General features: G+C 72.9%; 19 protein-coding genes. 5 read left to right on the top strand and 14 right to left on the bottom strand.

The features are described 5' to 3' along the window. Nucleotides 1-102: 102 nt before the first annotated feature. Nucleotides 103-3,012, top strand: a complete 2,910-nt coding sequence (locus tag ACGFZS_RS19125; protein WP_393796090.1) for an ATP-binding protein — start codon at nucleotides 103-105, stop codon at nucleotides 3,010-3,012. A 1-nt stretch (nucleotide 3,013) separates the two neighbouring features. On the opposite strand, the gene ACGFZS_RS19120 is transcribed toward ACGFZS_RS19125, so the two are convergent. From ACGFZS_RS19120 to ACGFZS_RS19110, 3 genes are all read right to left on the bottom strand, one after another. Continuing rightward, nucleotides 3,014-4,567: an acyl-CoA synthetase gene (locus tag ACGFZS_RS19120; protein WP_393796089.1), complete on the bottom strand. Its 1,554-nt coding sequence runs from the start codon at nucleotides 4,565-4,567 to the stop codon at nucleotides 3,014-3,016. Continuing rightward, on the bottom strand, nucleotides 4,564-5,673 hold the full coding sequence (locus ACGFZS_RS19115) for a nitronate monooxygenase family protein (RefSeq protein WP_355723695.1): 1,110 nt from the start codon (nucleotides 5,671-5,673) through the stop codon (nucleotides 4,564-4,566). Before ACGFZS_RS19115 ends, ACGFZS_RS19120 begins: the two co-directional genes overlap by 4 nt. Nucleotides 5,674-5,789: 116 nt before the next feature. Continuing rightward, nucleotides 5,790-7,361, bottom strand: coding sequence for a phytoene desaturase family protein (locus tag ACGFZS_RS19110; protein WP_393796088.1), 1,572 nt, complete (start codon nucleotides 7,359-7,361; stop codon nucleotides 5,790-5,792). A gap of 118 nt (nucleotides 7,362-7,479) precedes the next feature. Here ACGFZS_RS19110 and ACGFZS_RS19105 point away from each other — a divergent pair, with 118 nt between their 5' ends. After that, nucleotides 7,480-8,622, top strand: coding sequence for a hypothetical protein (locus ACGFZS_RS19105; protein ID WP_393796087.1), 1,143 nt, complete (start codon nucleotides 7,480-7,482; stop codon nucleotides 8,620-8,622). 10 nt (nucleotides 8,623-8,632) lie between these two features. Here the strand turns inward: ACGFZS_RS19105 and ACGFZS_RS19100 are convergent, their stop codons facing one another. From ACGFZS_RS19100 to ACGFZS_RS19080, 5 genes are all read right to left on the bottom strand, one after another. Next, nucleotides 8,633-11,014: a tetratricopeptide repeat protein gene (locus ACGFZS_RS19100; protein WP_393796086.1), complete on the bottom strand. Its 2,382-nt coding sequence runs from the start codon at nucleotides 11,012-11,014 to the stop codon at nucleotides 8,633-8,635. 106 nt (nucleotides 11,015-11,120) lie between these two features. Continuing rightward, nucleotides 11,121-11,966, bottom strand: a complete 846-nt coding sequence (locus tag ACGFZS_RS19095; RefSeq protein WP_393796085.1) for an oxygenase MpaB family protein — start codon at nucleotides 11,964-11,966, stop codon at nucleotides 11,121-11,123. A gap of 9 nt (nucleotides 11,967-11,975) precedes the next feature. Continuing rightward, nucleotides 11,976-13,154, bottom strand: coding sequence for an acyl-CoA dehydrogenase family protein (locus tag ACGFZS_RS19090; RefSeq protein WP_393796084.1), 1,179 nt, complete (start codon nucleotides 13,152-13,154; stop codon nucleotides 11,976-11,978). Nucleotides 13,155-13,242: 88 nt separating this feature from the next. Beyond that, complete coding sequence (locus ACGFZS_RS19085; RefSeq protein WP_393796083.1) at nucleotides 13,243-14,025, bottom strand: SDR family NAD(P)-dependent oxidoreductase; 783 nt, start codon at nucleotides 14,023-14,025, stop codon at nucleotides 13,243-13,245. A gap of 40 nt (nucleotides 14,026-14,065) precedes the next feature. Continuing rightward, nucleotides 14,066-14,590, bottom strand: coding sequence for a cupin domain-containing protein (locus ACGFZS_RS19080; protein WP_393663519.1), 525 nt, complete (start codon nucleotides 14,588-14,590; stop codon nucleotides 14,066-14,068). 207 nt (nucleotides 14,591-14,797) lie between these two features. Here ACGFZS_RS19080 and ACGFZS_RS19075 point away from each other — a divergent pair, with 207 nt between their 5' ends. Next, entirely contained in the window at nucleotides 14,798-15,604 is an 807-nt protein-coding gene (locus ACGFZS_RS19075; protein ID WP_393796082.1) for a thioesterase family protein, read from the top strand. A 47-nt stretch (nucleotides 15,605-15,651) separates the two neighbouring features. Here the strand turns inward: ACGFZS_RS19075 and ACGFZS_RS19070 are convergent, their stop codons facing one another. Further along, nucleotides 15,652-16,023, bottom strand: a complete 372-nt coding sequence (locus tag ACGFZS_RS19070; RefSeq protein WP_393796081.1) for a ferredoxin — start codon at nucleotides 16,021-16,023, stop codon at nucleotides 15,652-15,654. A gap of 152 nt (nucleotides 16,024-16,175) precedes the next feature. Between ACGFZS_RS19070 and ACGFZS_RS19065 the strand changes: the two genes are divergently transcribed. After that, nucleotides 16,176-16,541, top strand: coding sequence for a DUF6479 family protein (locus ACGFZS_RS19065; RefSeq protein WP_393663564.1), 366 nt, complete (start codon nucleotides 16,176-16,178; stop codon nucleotides 16,539-16,541). Nucleotides 16,542-16,543: 2 nt separating this feature from the next. On the opposite strand, the gene ACGFZS_RS19060 is transcribed toward ACGFZS_RS19065, so the two are convergent. The 5 genes from ACGFZS_RS19060 to ACGFZS_RS19040 all read right to left on the bottom strand — a co-directional run bounded on the left by ACGFZS_RS19060 (nucleotide 16,544) and on the right by ACGFZS_RS19040 (nucleotide 20,971). Beyond that, the gene (locus ACGFZS_RS19060; protein WP_393796080.1) at nucleotides 16,544-16,999 is read right to left on the bottom strand and encodes an RpiB/LacA/LacB family sugar-phosphate isomerase; all 456 of its coding nucleotides are present in this window, start codon (nucleotides 16,997-16,999) and stop codon (nucleotides 16,544-16,546) included. A 6-nt stretch (nucleotides 17,000-17,005) separates the two neighbouring features. Further along, nucleotides 17,006-18,448, bottom strand: coding sequence for an MDR family MFS transporter (locus ACGFZS_RS19055; RefSeq protein WP_393796079.1), 1,443 nt, complete (start codon nucleotides 18,446-18,448; stop codon nucleotides 17,006-17,008). Next, a complete protein-coding gene (locus tag ACGFZS_RS19050) occupies nucleotides 18,445-19,377 on the bottom strand; it encodes an aldo/keto reductase (RefSeq protein ID WP_393796078.1) in 933 nt (310 codons plus the stop codon). Before ACGFZS_RS19050 ends, ACGFZS_RS19055 begins: the two co-directional genes overlap by 4 nt. Then, complete coding sequence (locus ACGFZS_RS19045) at nucleotides 19,377-19,955, bottom strand: carboxymuconolactone decarboxylase family protein (RefSeq protein ID WP_393796077.1); 579 nt, start codon at nucleotides 19,953-19,955, stop codon at nucleotides 19,377-19,379. The genes ACGFZS_RS19050 and ACGFZS_RS19045 overlap by 1 nt, the downstream gene beginning before the upstream one ends. 149 nt (nucleotides 19,956-20,104) lie before the next feature. Continuing rightward, nucleotides 20,105-20,971: an alpha/beta hydrolase gene (locus tag ACGFZS_RS19040; RefSeq protein ID WP_393796076.1), complete on the bottom strand. Its 867-nt coding sequence runs from the start codon at nucleotides 20,969-20,971 to the stop codon at nucleotides 20,105-20,107. 164 nt (nucleotides 20,972-21,135) lie between these two features. Here ACGFZS_RS19040 and ACGFZS_RS19035 point away from each other — a divergent pair, with 164 nt between their 5' ends. After that, nucleotides 21,136-21,939, top strand: coding sequence for an IclR family transcriptional regulator (locus ACGFZS_RS19035; protein ID WP_393796075.1), 804 nt, complete (start codon nucleotides 21,136-21,138; stop codon nucleotides 21,937-21,939). Nucleotides 21,940-22,481: the final 542 nt, after the last annotated feature.

Raw genomic sequence — 22,481 nt, 5'->3', positions numbered from 1 at the left:
CGGTCGATGATTCACCCTATAGTGCTCAATCCGTCCTATCGCACCTGCTCGGGGCGTACGCTCGGCTGTCCCGCAGGCCGAACGAAGAGGGCGGTACGGCACATGGCGACGGAGCTGCGGCAACCGGTCATGGACCCGGAGACGTTGATCGAGCGCCAACGGGAACTCCATGCCCTGGACGCCGCGTTCAAGGAGCTGCGGCGTACGACGGAGGGCGTGCCGCGGGCACGGCGCACCGGACTGCTGGCCTTCACGGGGCCGGCCGGACTGGGCAAGACGGCGCTCGTCACGGAGGCACGCGCCCAGGCCTCGGCACAGGGGTTCACCGTGCTGTCGGGCCGCGGCGGCGAGGCGGAACAGAGTTCGGCGTTCCGCGTCGTGCGCCAGTTGCTGCAGCCCTCCCTGGCGAGGATGGACGAGGCGGAACTCCACGCCTTCCTGGGGAGTTGGTACGACACCGTCGCCGCCGTGCTCGGTCTCGAGGCGAAGGGGCCCGCCCCCGCGCCGGACGCGACCGGCGTCCGCGAGGGGCTCGACTGGGTCATGACGCGCCTCACGGTGAAGAAGGCACCCGTCGTCCTGCTCCTGGACGATCTGCACTGGACGGACCCCGAGTCGCTGAGCTGGCTCACCTCCTTCGCGCCGCGGGTCGACGACCTGCCGCTGCTGATCGTGGTCGCCTACCGGCCCGACGAACTCCCCTCCGAGGCGGTGCCGCTCCGCGCGCTCGCGGGGGATCACGGGAGCCGCCCGCACGACCTGGCCCTGCTCACCCCCGAGGGCGTGGCGCGGATCGTCAGGAGCGAGATCGGGGAGACAGCCGAGGACCGGTTCTGCAAGGAGTGCTGGTCGGCCACGAACGGCAGTCCGTTCGAGGCGGTGGAGCTGGCCATCGGCCTCGGTGAGCGGAGGCTGGGCGGCACCGACGGCGACCTGACCGCGATGCGTGAACTCGCCGCGATGATCAAGGGCCCGGGACTGATCGAGCGTCTGGAACGGCTCGGCACGGCGACCGTCCGGTTCGCGCACACCGCGGCCGTGCTGGGCTCGCCCTTCTCGCCGCAGCTCGCCGCGACCATCGCGGTGCTCGGCGAGGAGGCGGTCGCCGAGGCGATCGAGAAGCTGCGCGGGGCCCGGATCCTGGCCGAGGGCCACGGACCCGAGGGCGAGCTGGAGTTCGTCCACCCCCTGATCACCACGACGATCTACCGGTCCATCCGCACGGCCTTCCGGACCGGTCTGCACAACACCGCCGCACAGGCCCTGCTGGCCGCGGGGTACGGCCCCACCACCGCCGCCCGGCATCTGATGGAGGTCCCCTGCGAGGACCGCCCCGAGACGGTCGCCTGTCTGCGCGAGGCCGCCCGCGTGTACCTGCGCGCCGGTGCCACCGAGGCGGCCGGGCGGCTGCTGACCCGTGCGCTGCAGGAGCCTCCGCTGCCCGAGGACCGTGCCGCGCTGCTCCACGAACTGGCCTGTGCCACGTTCCTGATCGAGCCCACGGCCACGGTCAGACATCTGCGGCAGGCGCTGGCGCAGCCCCACGTCGACCCCGATCTGCGCGCTTCCATCGTCTACCGGCTGACGACGGCCATGGCCCACACCGACCAGCTGGCCGACGCCGTGGCCGTGGCCGCCGAGGAGGCGCGCAAGGCCACGAACCCCCGCGTCAAACTGCGGATGCAGGCCGACCAGTTCGTCTGGAGCATGGTGCGTTCCGACGACCACGACTCCCCGGCCCGCTCCCGGACGATGGCCCGCCTGGCCGAACAGCTGCCCGGCCGCAGCCTGGAGGAGCGCTACATCCTGGGGCTGCGGGCCTGGGACGCGGCCATGCGCGGCGAGCCGAGGCGGATCTCTCTCGGGTATGCCGAGAAGGCCCTGATCGGCGGTATGAGCTGGACCGGCGAGAACCGGGGGTTCGAGGTACCCCTCTCCGTCGCCCTGGTGTTCCTCTACGGCGACCAGCCGCATCGGGCCGAGGCGTTGTTCGACCAGGGGATCGCCGAATGCATCGCCAAGGGCTGGCACGGCTCCCACCTGGCCTTCGGGCAGACCATCGCCGGCTACATCCGCTATCGCCGGGGCAGTCTGGCCGAGGCCGAGGACGTCGTACGGGAGGGTCTGCGCATCGCGGACAGGATGGACGGGGTCGTGGCCGCCCAGTGGTTCGGCATGAGCATCCTCGTCAAGACCCTGCTGGCCCGCGGGCGCGTCGCCGAGGCACGCGCGCTCGCGGACGAGCACACCTTCGACGAGACACCCCTCAACACGGTCATCTACCCCGACCCCCGCACCGTCTACGCCGAACTCCTCCTCGCGGAAGGGCGGCACGCCGAGGCGGCGCGGCTGCTGGTCGCGGTCGGGGAGTGGCTGGACGGGCGGGGCTGGCGCAATCCGGCCTGGTGCCCCTGGAAGCTGCGGCTGGCGTCCGCGCTGGCCCCGACCCGTCCGCAGGAGGCGGTCGGTCATGCCGAGGACGCCGTGCGGCGGGCGCGGGACTTCGGTGCCGCCTCCACGATCGGTCAGGCGCTGCACACGCTCGCCGAGGTGACCGGCGGGCCGGCCGCCGTGGACCTGTACGCGGCGGCGGTCGACCATCTGGAGCAGTCGCCCGCCGCCTACGAACTCGCCCGTGCCCAGATCGGCCACGGTGCCGCGCTGTCCCGCAACGGGCGGCTGCAGGAGGCCGCCGACCGGCTCTACCAGGGGCTGGAGGGAGCCGTGCACTGCGGGGCCGAGGCGCTCGCCGCCCGGGCCAGGGAGGAGCTGTCGGCGGCCGGGATGCGCCCGCTGCCGTTGCGGTACGTGCAGGCGGACACGCTGACCTCGCAGGAGCTGCGCACCGCCGAACTGACCGTCAAGGGACTGCCGGTGGCGGTGGTCGCCAAGGAGCTGCGGCTCACCGAGCAGGGTGTGCGGCAGCTGCTGTCCCGGGTCTACCGCAAGATCGGTACCGACTCGGCCGGGCTCGCCGGGTATCTGGAGGCCCGTTCCCGCCCGCACTCCTGAGTCAGACGGGCCGGGTGCGCCCCTCCCAGTACGGGTCGCGCAGGCGCCGCTTGTAGAGCTTGCCGTTGGGGTCGCGGGGCATCTCGGCGATGAAGTCGACGGTCTTGGGGCGTTTGTAGCCCGCCAGTTGTCCGGCGCAGTGGGCGAGGAGGGCGGCGGCGAGGTCCGGTCCGGGCTCGTGTCCGGGGGCGGGTTCGACGACGGCCTTGACCTCCTCGCCCCAGTCGTCGTGCGGGATGCCGAAGGCGGCGGCGTCGGCGACGGCGGGGTGGGCGAGCAGGGCGGACTCGATCTCGGCGGGATAGATGTTGACCCCGCCGGAGATGATCATGTCGATCTTGCGGTCGCGGAGGAAGAGGTAGCCGTCCTCGTCGAGGTAGCCGAGGTCGCCGACGGTGAAGAAGTCGCCGATGCGGTTCTTCTCCGTCTTGGCCTCGTCCTTGTGGTAGGAGAAGCCGCCGGTGTTCATCTTCATGTAGACGGTGCCGAGTTCACCGGCCGGCAGCCGGTTGCCGTCGTCGTCGAAGACCGCGAGTTCGCTGATGGGCCAGGCCTTGCCGACGGTGCCGGGCTTCTTCAGCCAGTCCTCGGCGGTGGCGAAGGCGCCGCCGCCCTCGCTGGCCGCGTAGTACTCCTCGACACTGGGGCCCCACCAGTCGAGCATCGCCCGCTTGACGTGGTCCGGGCAGGGCGCGGCGCCGTGGATGGCGTGCCGCATGGAGGAGACGTCGTAGCGTGCGCGCACCTCCTCGGGGAGGGCGAGCAGCCGGTGGAACTGGGTGGGGACCATGTGGGTGTGCGTGCACCGGTGGGTGTCGATCAGGCGGAGCATCTCCTCAGGGGTCCACTTGTCCATCATCACCAGGCGGTGCCCGATGTGGAGGGACGCGCCCGCGAACTGCAGGACGGCCGTGTGGTAGAGCGGCGAGCAGACCAGGTGGACGTTGTCGCCGAAGGGCCGGATGCCGAAGATGCCGAGGAAGCCGCCGAGGTAGGCCTCCTCGGGGAGCCTGCCGGGCAGCGGGCGGCGGATACCGCGGGGGCGGCCCGTCGTACCCGAGGTGTAGTTCATGACCCAGCCGAGTTCGCGGTCGGCGGGGGCCGACCCGGGCTGTTGGTCGAGGAGTTCGGCGTACGGGCGGAAGCCCTCGACCTCGCCGACGGCGTACCGGTGGGTGGCCGGGAGGCCTGCCTCGTCGGCGGCCTGGCGGGCGGGGCCGGCGAACCGTTCATGGGCGAGCAGCACCTTGGCGCCGGAGTCCGCGACGATCCAGGCGATCTCCGGGGCGACGAAGTGGTGGTTGACGGGGACGAGATAGAAGCCGGCCTGGGTGGCGGCGAGGTACGCGGTGAAGAACTCGGGCCCGTTGGGCAGGACGACCGCGAAGGCATCGCCGCGGCGCAGACCGGCCGCGCGCAGTCCGTGCACGAGGCGGTTGGCCTCCGTGAGCAGGCGTCCGGCGGTCCATTCCGCGCCGTCGGGTGCGACGAGCACCGTGCGGTCGGGGTCGCTGGTGGCCTGGGCCCAGAATCCGGCGGGGGGCGTACTGGTCACGTGCCGCTCCTTCCGGCGATGCGGTTGATGTGGTCGACGGCCTGTTCGAAGCCCCGGGTGAGGTCGTCGAAGACGGCCTGGACGCTGCGCTCGCTGGTCATACGGCCGACGATCTGGCCGACGGGGGTGCCGAGCAGGGGTTCGACCTCGTACTTCTGGATGCGGGTGAGGGCCTCGGCGACGAGCAGGCCCTGCAGCGGCATGGGGAGGGTGCCGGGCCCGCTCGGGTCGTCCCAGGCGTCGGTCCACTCGGTGCGCAGCTGGCGGGCCGGTTTGCCGGTCAGGGCGCGGGAGCGGACGGTGTCGCCGGAGCCGGCGGCGAGGAGTTTGCGGGTCACGGCGGGCGAGGAGAGGTCGGCCTCGGTGACGGTCAGCCACAGGGAGCCCAGCCACACGCCCTGGGCGCCGAGGCTGAGCGCGGCGGCCACCTGCCGGCCGCTGCCGATCCCGCCCGCCGCCAGGACGGGCAGCGGGGCGACGGCGTCGACCACCTCCGGGGTGAGCACCATGGTGGCGATCTCCCCGGTGTGGCCGCCGGCCTCGTAGCCCTGCGCCACGACGATGTCGATCCCGGCCTCCTTGTGCTTCACCGCGTGCCGGGCGCTGCCCGCGAGCGCGGCGACCAGGACGCCCCGGTCGTGGGCGCGGGCGACGACATCGGCGGGCGGGGAGCCGAGGGCGTTGGCGAGCAGCCGGATCGGGTAGTCGAAGGCGACGTCGAGCTGGGTGCGGGCGACCTGCTCCATCCATCCGGTGATGCGCCAGCCGGACGCCTCGCCGTCGGCGAGTTCGGGCACGCCGTGCTTGGCGAGGGTGTCGCGGACGAACTGCCGGTGCCCTTCGGGGATCATCGCCTCGACGTCGGCCTCGCTGACGCCCTCCACCTTCTTGGCGGGCATCACGACGTCGAGCCCGTACGGCTTCCCGTCGATGTGCGCCTCGATCCAGTCGAGGTCGCGTTTGAGGTCGTCGGGGGCGGTGTAGCGGACCGCACCGAGCACTCCGAAGCCGCCGGCCCGGCTGATGGCCGCGGCCACGGCGGGAAAGGGCGTGAAGCCGAAGACGGCGTGCTCGACTCCCAGGGTCTTGCTCAGCTCCGTCTGCATGGGCGCAGGATGCCGCAGCCGGGCAGCCGACGGAAGACTTTTTCTGATGCTCCGTCAGATTTCTCGTGGCTGCCCCGGCCACCGGCGGGAAGCACCGGGTGCGCCGGTCCCCCGCGTCAGCCGTCCGCACCCTCCAGCACGGCCATCGCCGCGTTGTGCCCCGGCACCCCGCTCACCCCTCCGCCGCGCACCGCGCCCGCCCCGCACAGCAGGACGTTGGCGTGCCGGGTCTCGACGCCCCAGCGGCCGGTGGTGTCCTGGGCGTAGGGCCAGGAGAGGTCGCGGTGGAAGATGTTGCCGCCGGGCAGCCGGAGGTCGTGTTCGAGGTCCAGGGGGGTCTTCGCCTCGATGCAGGGACGGCCGTCCGCGTCCAGGGCGAGGCAGTCGGTGATCGGTTCGGCGAGGTGGGCGTCGAGCTGGGCGAGGGTGGCCTTGAGGAGTTCCGTGCGGACGGCGTCGTTGTCGGCGGCGAAGAGCCGGGCGGGGGTGTGCAGACCGAAGAGGGTGAGGGTCTGGTAGCCGCGTTCGACCAGGTTCCGGCCGAGGATCGTGGGATCGGTCAGGGAGTGGCAGTAGATCTCGGAGGGTGGGGCGCTGGGGAGCAGGCCGGCCGCCGCCTCGGCGTGGGCGGTGGCCAGTTGGCCGTACCCCTCGGCGATGTGGAAGGTGCCGGAGAACGCCTCGCGCGGGTCGACGGCGGTGTCGCGCAGCCTGGGCAACCGCTTGAGCAGCATGTTCACCTTGAGCTGGGCGCCCTCGGCGGGCTCCGGGGCCGGGTCGCCGGTGAGGGCGGCGAGTTCCTGCGGGGAGGCGTTGACGAGGACGTGCCGGGCGGCGGCCACCCCCTCGCCGTCGGCGGTGCGGTAGGCGACCTCGGCGCCGCGGCCGTCCGTCTCGATCCGGACCGCCTCGTGCCCGGTGGCGAGTTCCGCGCCCGCCGAGCGCGCGGCGGCCGCCAGCGCGTCGGTGAGGGCGCCCATGCCGCCGACCGGCACGTCCCAGGCGCCGGTGCCGCCGCCGATGACGTGGTAGAGGAAGCAGCGGTTCTGGCGCAGCGAGGTGTCGTGGGCGTCGGTGAAGGTGCCGATCAGCGCGTCGGTGAGGACGACGCCGCGCACCAGGTCGTCGGTGAAGTTCTCCTCGATCGCGACCCCGATCGGCTCCTCGAACAGCTCCCGCCAGGCCTCCTCGTCGTCGATCCGGCGGCGCAGTTCCTCGCGCGAGGGCAACGGTTCGACGAGCGTCGGGAAGACGCGCTCGGCGACCCGGGCGGTCCGGCCGTAGAACCGCTGCCAGGCCTGGTACTCGGTCTTGCCGCCGGTCAGTCGTTCGAAGGCCTCGCGGATCCGCCGCTCGCCGCCGCCGACCAGCAGACCGGTCGGCCGGCCGTCGCGCTCGACGGGCGTGTACGACGAGACGGTCCTGGCGCGGACCCGGAAGTCCAGGCCGAGATCGCGGACGATCTTCTTCGGCAACAGGCTGACCAGGTAGGAGTAGCGGGACAGCCGGGCGTCGACGCCGGCGAAGGGGCGGGTCGACACGGCGGCGCCGCCGGTGTGGCCCAGCCGCTCCAGCACCAGCACGGACCGGCCGGCCCGGGCCAGATAGGCGGCCGCGACGAGGCCGTTGTGTCCGCCGCCGACGATGACGGCGTCGTAGGTCCGGGATGCTGTGGTGGCAGGAGGCATGGTTCTTCGTAACACGTGATGATCCACCGGGGAAGCCAAACGATTCTGTGGTGACTTGTTCCCTCCAGTTGGACCAGACGCCGTCAAGTCCGCGCGGGCGTCCGTCGAGAAGACGCGCATGGGAAAGGTGAGGGCGTGGGCGGCGAAGACGCGGGACTCGTTCGCCGAGAGGACGCCGGTCTGGGCCTCCCGCGAGGAGCTGGGCCCTTGGGAGCAGCGGGAGATCCTCCGCAGCAGGATCGCCGAACTGGAGGCGGTCCTCGACGCGGTCGCGGCACGTTCGGAGGCGGACAGCGAGACGAGCGGTGTGGCCGCGTGTTATGCCGAGAAGGCGCGCAAGGAGCTGCGGGCCGCCATGGACACGCTCGGGCACCGGTCGCATCCGATGATGCGGCGGGCCTCGCACCTGGGTGTGGCCCAGTCACATGTGGACTCCGCACTCAACCTGATGGTGTGGATGGCCTCGCTCGACGACATCACGGCGCTCCTTCCGGACCTCGTGGCCCGGATCGACGAGCACTTCGCCCCCGGTGACCCCCGGCGGGTGCGCAGTGCGGCGATCGCGCGCAAGCTGGCCGATCCGAGGAACGCGGTGCTGAAGCCCGGCGACCGCGACTTCCTCGCCGAGACGATCAGCCTCGCGCGGCGGCTCAAGCGCCGGGAGACGCTCCGCGTCCGCAGCTTCGTGCGGATCGTCAGTGTGGTGACGGTGTGTCTGACCGTCGCGGCGGTCGGCATCGCCATCGCGGGCTTCCGCTGGAAACACATGGTCCCGCTCTGCTTCACCCCGCAGATGGACGACATGTACTACATCGTGTGTCCGACCCGGACCCAGAACGCCGGGCCGACGCAGCCGACCACGGAGGACATGGCCAAGACCGCACGCGCGGCCGACTATCTCGTGGTGGAACTGGTCGGTGTGGTCTCGGCCTCGATCGCCTCCGCGGCGGCCCTGCGGCGGATCAGGGGCACGGCGCTGCCGTACGACGTTCCGGTCGTCCTCGCGCTGCTGAAGCTGCCGACCGGCGCGATCACGGCGGTCCTCGGGCTGCTGCTGATGCGCGGTGGCTTCGTGCCGGGGCTCAGTGCCCTGGACTCCACGGCGCAGCTCATCGCCTGGGCCGTCGTCTTCGGCTACTCGCAGCAGTTGTTCACCCGGTCCGTCGACAGCCAGGGACAGGCCCTGCTGGACGCCGTGCGCGGTCCGCAGAGTCCCGTAACCCCCGGGGACAAGGGGCCCGGCGAGCCCCCGGGCCCGTGATCCGGGTGCCTCAGCGGTCGCCGGGCGCCCGCTGCTGCCGCAGCACCGCGACCCGCCGGTACAGCTCCACGGCCTCCGCGCCCCGCCCCAGCTGCTCCAGACAGTGCGCCTCGTCGTTGCGGCTGGCCAGGGTGTCGGGATGGTCCGGGCCGAGGACGCGTTCCCGCGCGCCCGCCACCCGCCGGTACTCGCTGAGCGCGTCCGCCCAGCGCCCCAGCCAGCCGAGGCTCACGGCGACCTCGCGGCGGCTGACCAGCGTGTCGGGGTGGTCGGGGCCGAGGACCCGCTCGCGGATGGCGCAGACGTCACGCGATTCGGCGAGGGCCTCCTCCCAGCGGCCGCGGCGGCCGAGGTTGACGCCGAGGCCGTGCCGGGCGCGCAGGGTCTCGGGGTGGGCGGGGCCCTGTACCCGGGTGCGGTCGTCGATCAGGGCGCGGTAGAGGGCGAGCGCGTCCGCGCTGCGGCCGAGGCGGCCGAGGCTGATGCCGACCTCGTAGCGGGCGGCGAGGGTGTCGGGGTGGTCGGGGCCGAGGGCGCGGGCGCGGGCCTCGGCGACGTCGCGGTAGGTCCCCAGGGCCTCCTCCCAGCGGCCCAGCTGGCCGAGCGCGTAGGCGACTTCGTAGCGGGTGACCAGGGTGTCGGGGTGCTCCGGGCCGAGCACCCGGGCGCGGGCGGCGGCCACGTCGTGGGCCATCCGGTAGGAGTCGTCGAGGCGGCCCAGCCTGCTGAGGTTGAAGGCGAGGTTGTGGCGGCAGCGCAGGGTGTCGGGGTGGTCCGGGCCCATCAGCCGCTGCCGGGAGGCGAGTACGGCCGTGTACGCCTGGTGGGCTTCGAAGTGGCGGCCCAACTGGCCCAGGACGTAGGCCATCTCCTGGCGGGCGGCGAGGGTGTCCGGGTGGTCGGCGCCGAGCGCGCGCTCCCGGTCCCGGGCGACCTCGGTGTACGCGCGCAGGGCGTCGGCGGCGCGGCCGGTGCGGCTGAGCGTGAAGGCGATCTCGTAGCGGCTGGCGAGGGTGTCGGGGTGGTCGGCGCCGAGCAGGCGGTCGCGTTCGGCGGCGACACCGCGGTGCACCTCGCCGGCCTCGGCCCAGCGCCCGAGCCGCCCGAGGCTCAGCCCGGCGTTGTGGCGGCCGGCGAGCGCGGCCACGGTCTCGGGGGCGGGACCGGGACCGTAAGCGGGACCGGAAGCCGGACCGGGACCGGGACCGGAAGCGGGAGCGGCAGCAGGACCGGGACCGGAAGCCGGACCGGGACCGGAAGCGGGAGCGGGAGCGGGAGCGGGAGCAGGACCGGAAGCGGGAGCGGGACCGGGACCGGTGAGCGCGGGCGGCGGCTGTGCGGTGCCGGTGGCGGGGCGGGCGGTCCACTCGCCGGTGAGTCCGGCGCTCGGGTCGGGCGGGGTGGTGCGCAGGGGGGCGCCGGTCGCCTTGTGGCCGGTGGTCATGCCCCGGGTCCAGGACGGCAGCCCGGGTGCGCGCGACGCCGGTTCCGGGGACCGGAGTCGTGGCCGTGCGGTGACCACGGTGGGGACGTAGGTGGGGGTCGTCCGTCCGAGGGTGATGCGACGGCCCAACTCCTTGGCGTCGTAGGGGCGTTGGTCCGGCCGTTTGGCCAGCAGGTCGAGGACGATCCGCTCGAACCAGCCGGGCAGTTCGGCGCGTTGGTCTCGGAGTGGGGCGGGCGGGGTGTCGCGGTGGCCGACGAGGATCGCCCAGGCGTCGCCGAGGTCGAACGGCGGTGCCCCGGTGGCGATCTCGTACAGGACGCAGCCCAGCGAGTACAGGTCGCTGCGCTGGTCGACCTCGACGCCGCCGATCTGTTCCGGGGACATGTAGTGCGGGGTGCCCATGGCGATGCCGGTGCCGGTCAGCCGGGAGGTGAAGCCGATGTCGGCGCCGAGGCGGGCGATGCCGAAGTCGCAGATCTTCACGGTGCCGTCGGTCAGCCGCATGATGTTGGCGGGTTTCAGGTCGCGGTGCACGATGCCCTGCTGGTGGGTGTAGGCGAGGGCGGCGGCGACCTGTTCGGCGATGTCGACGACGTCGCCCACGGGCAGCGGATGGTGCTTGTTGTCCTCCAGCAGCTGGCTCAGGTTGCGGCCGTCGAGCAGTTCCATCACCAGGTAGAGGACACCGTCGGACTCGCCGAAGTCGTGGACGACGGTGACCCCGCGGTGCGAGAGCGCGGCGGCCACTCTGGCCTCGCGGCGGAACCGCTCGCGCAGCACACGGGTGAACGCCTGGTCGTGGTGCGGGCCGAGCGGTTTGAGGCACTTCACGGCGACCTGCCGGCCCAGGGACTCGTCGCGGGCCCGCCACACCTCCCCCATCCCGCCCCGCCCGATCAGGTCCAGCAGCCGGTAGCGCCCCTGGACCAGCCTGGTGTCAGCCATCGCGCGCCGTCGCCCCCCGTCGCCTCCAGCCCGCCCTCCCCTGGGGGTCACGGGCGCCGCGTGGCCGCGCGGTGCCGTACACCCCCAACTCGTCCAGTATGGCGCCCTATCGCCCGGCTTTGTACGGTGCGGGGCGCGCGTCAGGACCGAGCCTCGCCATGGCGCGCAGGATGTGTTTGGGCGGGAGTTGCCAGCGCAGACGTGCGGGAACACAGCGCAGCAGGGTGCCGGTGGCGCGCAGCCGGCGGGTGACGACGGCGGCTCGGGGGGCCGGTCTGCCGTACAGCTCGTGGGCGTACGGCGGCAGAGCGGCGTACGCCAGCTGGGCCACGCGCTGCCAGAGCACTTCGCGCGCCGGTATCAGGAGCGGGTGCGTCGGCGGGCGGAGCAGGAAGTCGTCCACCGCGCGTGCGTCCGCTCCCGCGCCGAGTTGCGGTCGTACCTTCTCGAAGTAGGCGGCCAGCTCCTCCTGGTCGCCCGGCACGGTGGCGGGGTCGAGGCCGACCAGGCGGGCGCTGGTCCGGTGTTCGGCGAGGTAGCGGTCGGCCTGCGCGTCGGTGAGCGGGAAGCCGGAGCGGCGGACGACGTGCAGGTAGGAGTCGATCTCGGCGCAGTGCACCCACCGCAGCAGTTCGGGTTCGTCCACGCCGTACCGTTCGCCGGTGTCCGGGTCCGTGGCGGTCAGCATGCTGTGGATCTTCCGGATGCGGGCCCCGGCCCGCTCGGCGGACTCGGTGGTGCCGTAGGTGGTCGTGCCGACGAAGTTCGCGGTCCGCATCAGCCGGCCCCAGGCGTCCCGCCGGAAGTCGGAGTTCTCCATGACTCCGCGCACCGCGCGCGGGTGCAGGGCCTGCAGATAGAGCGCGCGGACTCCGGCGACCCACATCATCGGGTCACCGTGCAGCTGCCAGGTCACGGAGGCCGGGGTGAAGAGCCCGGGGTCGGCGCCCATGACCGAAGATTAACGCCGTACCCGAGGCATCCCCAGTCCGATCCAGGAGATGATCTCCCGCTGGATCTCGTTGTTGCCGCCGCCGAAGGTGAAGATGACCGCCGAGCGGTAGCCGCGTTCCAGGTCGCCGTGGAGGACCGCGCCCGCCGAGCCCTCCTTCAGCGGGCCCGCGGCGGCGGCGATCTCCATCAGCCAGGCGTACGCGTCGCGGCGGGTCTCGGAGCCGTAGACCTTGACGGCGGAGGCGTCCTGCGGGGTGAGGGTGCCCTCCTGGACGGCGGTCACCATCTGCCAGTTGAGGAGTTTCATGGCGTCCAGGCGGGTGTGGACCTGGGCGAGGCGGCGGCGCACCCAGGGCAGGTCGACGACCCGGCGGCCGTCGGCGAGCTTGGTCTCCATCGCCCAGCGCTGGACGTCGTGCAGGGCGCGGATGGCCATGGTGCCGTGGGCCGCGAGGGTGACCCGCTCGTGGTTGAGCTGGTTGGTGATCAGCCGCCAGCCCCGGTTCTCCTCGCCGACCCGGCGGGAGACGGGGACGCGGATGTTCTCGTAGTAGCTGGCGGTGGTGTCGTGCGAGGCGAGGGTGTTGATCACCGTGCAGGAGTAGCCGGGGTCGGTGGTCGGCACCAGGAGCATGGTGATGCCCTTGTGGGGCGGGGCCTCGGGGTCGGTGCGGGTGGCGAGCCAGACCCAGTCGGCGGTGTCGCCGTTGGTGGTCCAGATCTTCTGCCCGTTGACGACATACTCGTCGCCGTCCCGTACGGCCCGGGTCTTCAGAGCGGCCAGGTCGGTGCCCGCGTCGGGCTCGCTGTAGCCGATGGCGAAGTCGATCTCGCCGGAGAGGATGCGGGGCAGGAAGTGCGCCTTCTGCTCGTCGGTGCCGTACTGCATGATCGTCGGGCCGACGGTGTTCAGGGCCATGAGCGGCAGGGGTACGCCGGCCTGGGCGGCCTCGTCGAAGAAGATGAACTGTTCCATGGCGGTCAGGCCGCGCCCGCCGTACTCCTTGGGCCAGCCCACGCCGAGCCAGCCGTCGGTGCCGAGGCGCCGGACCGTCTCCCGGTAGAAGCGTTTCTGCGCGGCGGGGTCGGCGTAGCGGGCGTAGGCGTTGTCCGGCACCAGGCCGGCGAAGTAGGCGCGCAGTTCGGTGCGCAGCCGCTGCTGCTCGGGCGTGTGGTCGAGGTGCACGGCGCCTCCAGGCTCCCCAAGGGCGGTCCTGACGGCGCACACCGTAGAACGTGTTCCAGAAATTGGGAATGGCGGCGCCGGGGGCGTTTCAGCCGGGGAGCACGGTCGACCAGCCGCCGTCGACGACCAGGTTCGCGCCGGTGATGTACGACGCCTCGGCGGAGGCGAGGAAGACCGCGGCGTTGACGACCTCGTCGGGGCGGCCGACGCGGCCGAGGGGGATGTGCCCGGCGATCGTCCGCATGGGGTGGTCCTCGGCCAGCAGGTCGCCCCGCGAGCCCTCGGTGTCGATCATTCCGGGGCTGACGCAGTTGGCCCGGACGCCGTGCGGGGCGCCCTCGGCGGCGAGCTGCCGGGTCAGGGCGATGACGGCGCCCTTGGAGGCGGAGTGCGCGGTCCGCCGGTTGGTGAGCGAGCCGGTCAGGCCCGCCGTCGATCCGACGGTGAGGACGCAGCCGCGGCTGCGGACCAGGTGCGGCCAGGCGACATGCGCGGCGAGCCACACGGAGTCCAGCTCCGCGCGCAGGGTGAAGGCGAAGTCCTCGTACGGCTGGGTGTCGACCGCTCCGAAGCGGACGGCGCCCGCGTTGGCGTAGAGGATGTCGACCCCGCCGAAGGCGCTGACTGCCTCCGCCACCCAGGCCCGGACGGAGTCCTCGTCGGTGACGTCCAGCGGGGCGGGGGTGCGGGCGGTGCCACCGGCCTCCGTGACGAGCCGCTGGGTCTCCAGCGCGCCCTCGTGCCGCAGGTCGCCGCCGACGACCAGGGCCCCCTCGGCCGCGAAGCGCAGCGCGGCGGCGCGGCCCTGGCCCCGGGCCGTTCCCGAGATCAGGGCCACCTTGCCGGCCAGACGTTGTCCTTCGGACGTCACGGACGCGTTCTCCTCACGGCTACGACGGTCGGCGGTGGGTTCAGGACTCGCCGGGTGCCAGCGGGCTGCCGTGCAGGGAGCCGAGCACCTCGGGGCCCAGCACCTTCAGCAGCGGCTCGGTGAAGACGCCGTCGACGAGGATGAACGCCATCCGGGCCACCGTGCCGGTGCGGTTCTCCCAGCGGTGGTCGGTGCCGCGCTGGATCACCACGTCCCCGGCCCTCAGTACTCGCTCGGAGTCGTCGAGGACGAGGACGACCTCGCCGTCCAGGACGATGCCGTAGTCCACGGTCTGGGTGCGGTGCGTCGGGGAGACACAGCCCGGCGGGAACTCGTTGACCCGGATCTTGGTGCCGCCGGGGGCGGGCGGCACGGTCAGGTCGCGCTCGGTGGGCTCGGCCTCGTCGGCGGCGAGGGGCGCCGGCACGGCGTCGGTGTTCCACATCTCGTAGAAGACGGCGCCGTCGGGAGCGGTACGGACGACGGGCGGTTCGCCGTCGGAGAGGAACACGGAGGTACCCGACCCGTCGTGACCGGTGACGATCCGGCGCGGCGGCTGGCTCATGGAGGCGCTCCTCTGGGGACGGACGGTGCGGAACTCCTGTCACGCTAGGCAGCCGGGCGGTGCGGCGGAAATGCGCGTTCCGGATGCCAGGCATCGGGTCGGCCGCTCCACCGCGCCGGCGCGAGATACCTGTACTGTGCACTTTCTCATGTGGCGGGACGCGCGGATCCCGGTAACGTCCTGAGCAGAGGAAAGGGGAGACGGACCTTGCCCAACTCCACCGGGCCCCGGAGTGGTTACTTCGAGGCCATCGACGAGCGGCGCTACAAGCCGACCGTGCACGCGGGCGGCGCCTGGGACGTGAACGAGCAGCATTTCAGCCCGCTGGGCGGGCTTGTCGTGCACGCCCTCGACCGGTATCGGGCCGCGGGACCGGACAACGGTCTGCTGCTCTCCCGGATCAGTTACGACATCCTGGGCCGGCTCGCCCTGGACGAGTGCGAGATCGAGGTCGAGACCGTCCGTCCGGGGCGGACCATCGAGCTTCTCGAAGCGGTCGTGCGGATCGCCGGCCGCCCGGTCGTCCGGGCCCGCGCCTGGTACCTGGCCGCCCTGGACACCACCGCCGTGTCGGGCGGCGCCGGGGAGCGCCTCCCCGCGCCCGAGTCGCTGGCCCCGTGGCGGATGTCCGATCTCTGGCCCGGCGGCTACATCGCCTCCGTGGACGTCCGCCCGGTCGCACCGCCCGGCCCGGGCCGGACGACGGCATGGGTCTCCACCCCGCTCGACCTGGTCGCCGGCGTCGAGGCCGGCCCGCTCGCCTCGTATCTCGCCCTCGTCGACACCGCCAACGGCATCGCCGTCCGGCAGCCGCCCACGGCGTGGATGTTCCCGAACGTCGACCTGACCGTGCACCTGCACCGCCAGCCGCGCGGCACCTGGACGGGACTGGACACCACGGTCACCTTCGGCCCCTCCGGCCAGGGCCTCACCAGCACCGTCCTGCACGACGTCGACGGCCCGGTCGGGCGCGCCGAGCAGATCCTCACGGTCCGCCCGCTGCCGGGGACATGACGAGCCGAGGGTGAAGAAGGGGGCGCCCGATCCGGCGCCCCGGGCCGTCAGCCGAGGGCCGCGAGGAAGTCCGCACAGGCCTCGGCGCACTCCCGGCAGGCCGCCGCGCTCGTCCCGGCGCCGCGGTGGGTCTCGAAGGCGACCGCGCATTCGAGGCAGACCGTCCGGCACCAGGCGAGCTGGATGCGCAGATCGGCCTCGCCCCGGCCGTTCTCCTCGGTCAGCGCCCGGCAGGTGGCCTCGCACACCTCGGCGCACATGATGCCCTTGCGGCGCGCCTTCTCGGACTCGGCGCCGCCGGGGTCGAGCACCCCGGCGCGCAGCGCGCACACCCGGGCACACTCCGCGCAGGCCTGGGCGCAGGCGAAGCGGTCCTCCAGGAACCGGTACAGCTCCTGCTGGGAAGTCTGCTGTGTCACCCGCTCCGGGTAGCCGGGAGCGGGGACGGCAAACGCCGCGTCGCACCCGGGTTCCGGCCGTCCGGCGGCACCGCCGCGAGGTCGCCCACGGTGTACGACCGGTCACCAAGAGCGTCCGGTTCGTACCGTTCTGGGCGGGGTATCCCCTTGCTATGAGTACGTCATCGATGCAGCTGGCCGCTCCCAGCGGCCTGTTGAGTCTCGCGCTCTTCCTGGTGGCCGTGGCCGTGCTGGCGATGCTGGCCGGAGGCTTCTGGCTGGGCAACCGGGTCAAGTACCACGAGTCCCTCCGGCCACGCCCCGAGGAGCAGCCGAAGCTGCCGCCGGAGGGCGCGGTGCGCGAGGTCCGGGAGAACCGCGAGTCGGAGGAGATCCCGCTGATTCCCAAGGGTGGCCATGCGCTCACCCCGTACGAACTCAGCAACCAGCAGACCAGGCCGAGCGCGTCGAAGGACCGGCCGCGCTGGAGTCCGGGCTCCAGCGGCTCGTTCGGCGGCGGCGGGCTCGGCGCCCACTGACCCTAGGCAGTCCCCCGGTCCGCGTCGAGACGTCCGATGTGGGCCACGTTCCCGAGATCCTCGGCGTCCTGGCTCGGCACGGCCGTGAACCAGGCGTCGAGGATCTCCTTGAGCACCGGCGGCGAGGTCAGGCGCAGGCTCAGGGCGAGGACGTTGGCGTCGTTCCAGCGGCGGGCGCCGTCGGCGGTGTAGGCGTCCGTGCACAGGGCCGCGCGCACGCCCGGCACCTTGTTCGCGGCGATCGAGGCGCCGGTGCCGGTCCAGCAGCACACCACGGCCTGGTCCGCGGCCCCGGCGGCCACTTCCCGGGCGGCGGCCTGCGAACAGACGGCCCACCGCGGGTCCGCCCCGGGCTCCAGCGCGCCGAACGCGCGTACGTCGTGGCCGCGCCGGACCAGCTCCTCGACGAGGAGCCGGGCGACGGGTTCGTCCATGTCGGAGGAGACGGTGATTCTCATGCCGGTTCACGTTACGCGCCGGCCGGGGAGCTTCCGACGACGGGCGGGTGCCTCGACGGCGTCGGCGCGATACCCGTCACGGACCTGACGGTCGCTGACACGCAGGGCGAGCAGTGCGGCGCAGCCGCCCAGGCCCGCCATCGCGAGGAGTCCGCTGCGGAAACCGGCGGCGGCCAGGGTCGCGGCCAGGGCCACCCCGCAGGCGGCCGCGAGCTGGCGTTGCATGGTGAGGAGGGTCGTGGCGTCGGCGGTGCGGGCGGCCGGGACGGTGACGAACGCGGCGTTCTGGCCATTGGCGAAGAGGAGGCCCACGGAGCAGCCGAGCAGGTACAGGGACGGGTAGAGCACGAGGGACGGCAGGGTGCCCGCCCCGGTCGCCAGGAACACGATGACGAGCGTGGCCGCGCCGCCGCCCGCCGCCATCAGACGGCTCGGGCCGACCCTGTCGTGCAGCGGGGGCGCCAGCTGGGAGGCCGTCAGCATGCCGAGCGCCTCCGGGAAGGTGGCCAGGCCGGAGTGGAGGGCGTCGTAGCCCAGGCCGGTCTGGAGGTACTGCGGGTAGAGGTAGAGGACGCCCATGAAGGCGGCGCCCATGGGGAGCAGGGCGAGTTGGGTGGTGCGGAAGAGCCGGTCGCCGAGGATCCGCAGGTCGATCAGGGGGTGGGCGGCGCGCAGCTCCCACGGCACCGTCAGCGCCAGCAGCACGGCACCGCCCAGCAGCGGGACGAGGACCTGGCCGCCGGTCCAGCCCCGGTCGGGCGCCCGGGTGAGGGCGTACAGGACCGCGGCGAGGCCGCCGCCGGCCAGCACGAAACCCGGCAGGTCGAAGCGGGGCGCGCCCGGACCGGGGAAGTCGGGCAGCGCCCACAGCCCGAACAGCACTGCCAGCACGCCGACGGGCAGGTTGACGAGGAAGACCCAGTGCCAGGAGGCGGTGTCCACCAGCCAGCCGCCCAGCACCGGGCCCAGGGCGGGCGCGACGGCGGTCGGCAGCATCACGTACTTCTGGGCGCGCAGCCGCTCCGCCACGGGGAAGGCCCGCAGCATCATCGTCATCCCGACGGGGGCGAGCAGGCCGCCGCCGACGCCCTGCAGGACGCGGTATCCCGTGAGCGCGGGCAGCGAGCCCGCCGTGGCGCACAGCGCCGAGGCCACCGTGAACAGCAACAGGGCGGCCAGAGCGGTGCGCCGGGTGCCGTGGCGGTGGGTGAGCCAGCCGGCGACGGGCACGCAGACCGCCATGGCGACGAGGTAGCCCACGTTCACGGAACTCAGCCCGGAGGTGTCCACGGCCAGGTCGCGGCCGAGAGCCGGGAGCGCCACGTTGACGATCGTGGTGTCCATGATCGCCGTGAAGTTCGCGGCGACGGACACCACACAGACCGCGGCCTTCGGGGAGACGCGCCGCCCGGCGCGCGGCAGACCGGTCCGGCGGACGGCGGGCGTCACCGGCCGTGCCGCAGCCAGTGGACCTGGGCGTCGGTCAGGCGGAGCCGGCGGGCCTGGAGCGCGCGGTCGATCTGGTCCGTCGTCCGCGGGCCGATGGACGGCCACACCGACGTCTGCCCGAGGGTCCAGGCCAGCGCCACCGTCTCGGGCCGGGTGCCCAGCTGCCCGGCGAGTTCCCGGCAGCGGTCCCGGCGGGCGCGGTTGTCCTCGGTGTCGTACGGGTCCGGGCGGCCGTCGGCCTCGCGGGGCTCGCCGCGCGCGAAGTAGCCGCGGGCCTGTGCCGACCAGGCGAGCAGCGGCAGCCGGTGCGCGCGGACGACGTCGAGGACGGCGGGGTCCGCGTGGAGGCTGCCGCCGAGCAGGACCGGGTCGGGTTCGGCGAGGCTGAACTGGTAGCTGGCGACGGGGATGTGGCCGCGTCCGGCGAGTTCGGCGGCGAGTTCGGCCAGCCGGTCCGGGCGCCAGTTGGAGGCTCCGATCCGGCGGACGTGTCCGGCCTCGACAAGGCTCACCAGGGTGTCGGCGAGTTCGGCGACGGGCCGCTCGGGGTCGTCGCAGTGGTAGAGGAGGAGGTCGATGGTCTCCACGCCCAGATTCCGCAGCGCGGCCCGTACATGGGCGTGGACGGTGTCCCGGGCGAGCGGGAGGTCCGCGCCGGTGATGTCGTGGCCGACCTTGGTCGCCACGCCCAGCGTGCCGGGGTTGGCGCGCAGCCAGCTGCCGACCGCCTCCTCGGCCCGTCCCCCGGCGTAGCTGTGCGAGGTCTCCACCAGCAGTCCGCCGGCGTCGGCGAAGCGGGACAGGCGCGCGGCGCTGACCTCGGCCGGCTCCGCGCCGAAGGGGCCGCCCAGGACGAAGCGGTGCGCCGCGCTCTCCATCCCCTCCTGGCCGAGCGGTCCGTCGAGCATCCGCAGCGGCGAACGCGGCATCAGGCCTCGCCCCCGGCGACCTTGCGGAAGCCGTCCACGTCGGCGAACGGGCGGGACAGGTGGGGACGGAGCGGGACGCGGAAGGTGTTGAGCATCATCGCGGACATGGCGAAGCTGCCGACGCAGCCGATCAGGTCCAGCACGCCCTCTTCTCCGAACAGGGCGAGGGCTTCCGCGTAGGTCTCGTCGGTGACGAAGTGGTCGTAGAGCATCTCGTGTGCGAAAGCGTGGAAGACGCGCTCGTCGTCGGCCTTGAACTCGGGGTCCTCGCCGCGTGCGAGGCGCTCCAGGCACTCGGCCGGGACGCCCTCCGCGACGGCCTGCTGGATGTGGGCGTTCCAGGCGGACTGGCTGTCGAAGTGGCGCCCCGCGATCAGCACGCTCAGTTCGCGCAGCCGCTGCGGGAAGCGCGACTCGTTACGGCAGTAGGCGCCCAGGTTCTCCACCCAGTGGGCCAGTTCCATGTTGCGCGCCCAGACGAGGAAGGGCGGCGGGGGTTCTTCGACTCCGGGTCCGACGATGGTTTCGAGGAGCTCGGTCTGCTCGGGGGTGAGGCTGGTCAGCGGGGTCAGTCGCACGGTCTTGCGGCCTTTCGGCAAGAGGGACAAGAGGTCCGAGTGGGGAGCCGCGGAACGTCCCCGGGTGCGCGCGAAGTCGTCCCGACGGGCCGGGACGCGGGTGCGGGTGCCGGGCGGCGGCGTACGCGGTGTGGTGGGATGCGCTGCCGTCAGACCGTGCGCCACCAGGCGTAGTACTTGTCGCCGTAGCCGTCCATGATGTCCGCGTACTCGTGGTCGGCGTCGGGGAACTCGAAGAAGTCATGCGGGACGTCGAGTTCGGTGAAGCGGGCGTCGAGGTCGCGGATGGTGGGCGCGAGGCGGGTGTCGAGGCGGCCGGAGAGCAGCCGGACCTGGCTGGTGCGGCGCAGTTCGGGGGCGTTGGCGAGGACCAGGCTCCAGGGGTGGCAGAGGTCGTAGTACTCCTGGTCGCCGAAGTAGGTGTTGTTGACCCGGTCCTCGGGCTCGTCCTTGAGGTCGCGCAGGATCGCGGGGGCGACCGCGGACACCTTGCCGAAGACCTTCGGGTACTTCAGCCCGAGGTGCAGGGCGCCGAACCCGCCCATGGAGAAGCCCTCGACGGTGCGGGCGACGGCCTCGGGGACGGTCCGGTAGGTGGTGTCCATGTGGCGGACCAGGTCGAAGGCGGTGATCTGGGCGAGCGGGCGGGCGCCGTCCTTGGAGTCGACGTACCAGCCGATCGGCAGGATCTGCGGTACGACGACGATCGCGGGTGGCATGACCTCGCTCCGGATCGCCTTGTCGATCCGCGCGACCATGTCCGCACCCTGCCGGGCGTCGCCGAACCCGCCGTGCAGCCAGTAGACGACGGGGAAGCGCCGTTCCGGCTCGGTCGCGTACTGCGGGGGGAGGTAGAGCTGGTAGCTGCCCTGGGCGTCCGCGCCGCCGCGCGAGGGCTGGGGGTAGAGACCGAAGGCGGTGAGCTCCTGGTCCGCGCGGACCTCGTCGATCCACTGCCGCTCGATCTCTGCCATCTGTTCCGGGGTGGTGCGTACCTGGTGGACCTTCTCAGCCACGGTGTGCTGTCCTCTCGGTGGGTCTCGCGAAGAAGCCCGGGATCCTCCGGGGCGGGCGCCGGCAGCCCTCCGGCCCCGCCACTCCGGGCGTCGTTCCGTTACGCGGAATGGCGTATCCTCTAGCGGAACGTTCATCAGTGAAACCGTGCGACAGGAGCCTGTCAATGGCCGGGATCGAAACTTCGGAGGACGCACAGGCGGGCGGGCGCGGGGGCCGCAGCTCGCTCGCCGGGAACGCCACCGACAAGGCGCTCAATCTGCTGGAGGCCGCGGTGGCACCCGGCTACCCGCACCGGCTCGGCGAGGTCGCGGCCGCCGCGGGGGTGCCCAAGGCCAGCGCGCACCGCATCCTGAACAACCTGGTGGCGACGTCCTTCCTCGCCTCGGACGGCACCGGCGGCTACGGCCCCGGACCGCGGCTGAGAGCCCTCGCGGCCCGCGTCACCCAGGGCTGCGAGGAGGACCAGGTGATGCGCGCCGAACTCGAGGTCCTCGGCAGGCGGGTGGGCACCACCGTGCATCTCGGGGTGCGCACCGGGGACGCCGCGACCTGCCTGATCAAGGTCTCCAGCCCGAAACCGGTGCAGACCTCGTCGCGGGTGGGCATGCAACTGGCCTTGCACGCCACGTCGATCGGCAAGTGCATCCTCTCCGGGCTGGGCGACGACGAACTCGCCGACCTGACCGGGCGGGTGGGCCTGGCGGCCCGCACCGAGCACACCATCACCGACCTGGGCGCCCTGCGCACCGAGCTCGCCCGGGTGCGCGCACAGGGCTTCGCCGTCGACGAGGAGGAGAACGAGATCGGCGTACGCTGCGTCGGCGCCCCGGTCCGCGACGCCAAGGGCGCGGTCATCGGCGGCGTCAGCGTCTCCGCCATCACCTACCTGGAGTCCCGCGAGACGCTCCTGGGCTGGACCGATCTCGTCCGTGCCACCGCGGACTCGCTGCACGGCCTGCTGGGCTGAGCCGGGCCCGCCTCCCCGTCCCGGCCACCGTGGCCCCGCTGTACATCGCGGGGCCCGCATGCTTATCTTTCGGATCCGTGACCAACTTGGTCCGGTACGACCCGTAGACACCGCGGCACCGTTTCAGCAGGGTTACAGCACCGGGCCCTCCCTGTCCCGGTCCACCGGCCAGCCCCCGGTGCGGCGGTACCCCTGAGCACCACCCTCGCGAGCAGCGGGAGCACCTCCGGTTCGACGCCGCTCACCAGTCACCGCCCGCCCCGCACGGCCCCTCCCGGCCGTGACCGCGCGGCGGTCCACGCGACGCGACCACTCCCCCTTCGGCCCGTCGGCCGACTCGCCCACTCCCGCAGCACAGGCGCAGGCGGACGCCCCCACAGGACGCCACCGGCACACGCGACTCACGCAGTCGAGATCCGGCACACGCCTCTCAGGCCGCTCATGTCCCTGACCCCTCACGGCCGTTCCGCCGAGCCGCGCGGAGCCGGCCTCCAGGGCGGGCGGACCCGTCCTTACCCCGCCCCGAGTCCGCGGCCACGCCC

The organism is Streptomyces sp. NPDC048288, from assembly GCF_043201555.1.
Lineage (GTDB): Bacteria > Actinomycetota > Actinomycetes > Streptomycetales > Streptomycetaceae > Streptomyces.
This window is presented reverse-complemented; position numbering and strand designations above follow the sequence as displayed.

Bases quoted from the DNA above. Each gene is read 5' to 3' on its own strand.
- ACGFZS_RS19125 (WP_393796090.1), top strand. From the start codon at position 103: ATGGCGACGGAGCTGCGGCAACCGGTCATGGACCCGGAGACGTTGATC.
- ACGFZS_RS19115 (WP_355723695.1), bottom strand. From the start codon at position 5,673: ATGCAGACGGAGCTGAGCAAGACCCTGGGAGTCGAGCACGCCGTCTTC.
- ACGFZS_RS19110 (WP_393796088.1), bottom strand. From the start codon at position 7,361: ATGCCTCCTGCCACCACAGCATCCCGGACCTACGACGCCGTCATCGTC.
- ACGFZS_RS19105 (WP_393796087.1), top strand. From the start codon at position 7,480: ATGGGAAAGGTGAGGGCGTGGGCGGCGAAGACGCGGGACTCGTTCGCC.
- ACGFZS_RS19100 (WP_393796086.1), bottom strand. From the start codon at position 11,014: ATGGCTGACACCAGGCTGGTCCAGGGGCGCTACCGGCTGCTGGACCTG.
- ACGFZS_RS19095 (WP_393796085.1), bottom strand. From the start codon at position 11,966: ATGGGCGCCGACCCCGGGCTCTTCACCCCGGCCTCCGTGACCTGGCAG.
- ACGFZS_RS19080 (WP_393663519.1), bottom strand. From the start codon at position 14,590: ATGAGCCAGCCGCCGCGCCGGATCGTCACCGGTCACGACGGGTCGGGT.
- ACGFZS_RS19065 (WP_393663564.1), top strand. From the start codon at position 16,176: ATGAGTACGTCATCGATGCAGCTGGCCGCTCCCAGCGGCCTGTTGAGT.
- ACGFZS_RS19060 (WP_393796080.1), bottom strand. From the start codon at position 16,999: ATGAGAATCACCGTCTCCTCCGACATGGACGAACCCGTCGCCCGGCTC.
- ACGFZS_RS19050 (WP_393796078.1), bottom strand. From the start codon at position 19,377: ATGCCGCGTTCGCCGCTGCGGATGCTCGACGGACCGCTCGGCCAGGAG.
- ACGFZS_RS19035 (WP_393796075.1), top strand. From the start codon at position 21,136: ATGGCCGGGATCGAAACTTCGGAGGACGCACAGGCGGGCGGGCGCGGG.